We start from the raw sequence: 335 nt of genomic DNA on the forward strand, positions 1-335 counted from the left end.
TTTATGATCTTTGTGGCTGCCGGAAGTTTTTCCGCAGCCAGTGACGGGGCTTTTGTAAGATCCATTCTGGGAGATGCCTATATCAACATGACCCTCGAAAATATAGCAAATGATGATCCCATGGCTGTCTATAAAAAAATGGGAGAAATGGAAATGTTCCTCGGCATCACCATCAATAATGTAAGGGTGGCATTAATGGCCTTTGTCTTTGGTATTTTCGCCGGCCTTGGAACTTTGTACATCGTCATGCAGAATGCAATTATGCTGGGTTCCTTTCAATATTTCTTTTACGAACAGGGCCTGCTATGGTAATCTGTAAGGACCATATGGATCCA

The 335-nt window shown here is 42.7% G+C and carries 1 pseudogene; it reads left to right on the forward strand.

Going from position 1 to position 335, the window contains the following annotated elements:
- Positions 1–309, forward strand: a pseudogene (locus HC176_RS18225) (stage II sporulation protein M); the annotation flags it as partial.
- Positions 310–335 lie beyond the last annotated feature (26 nt).

The sequence above is a fragment of the Tamlana crocina genome, from assembly GCF_012037625.1.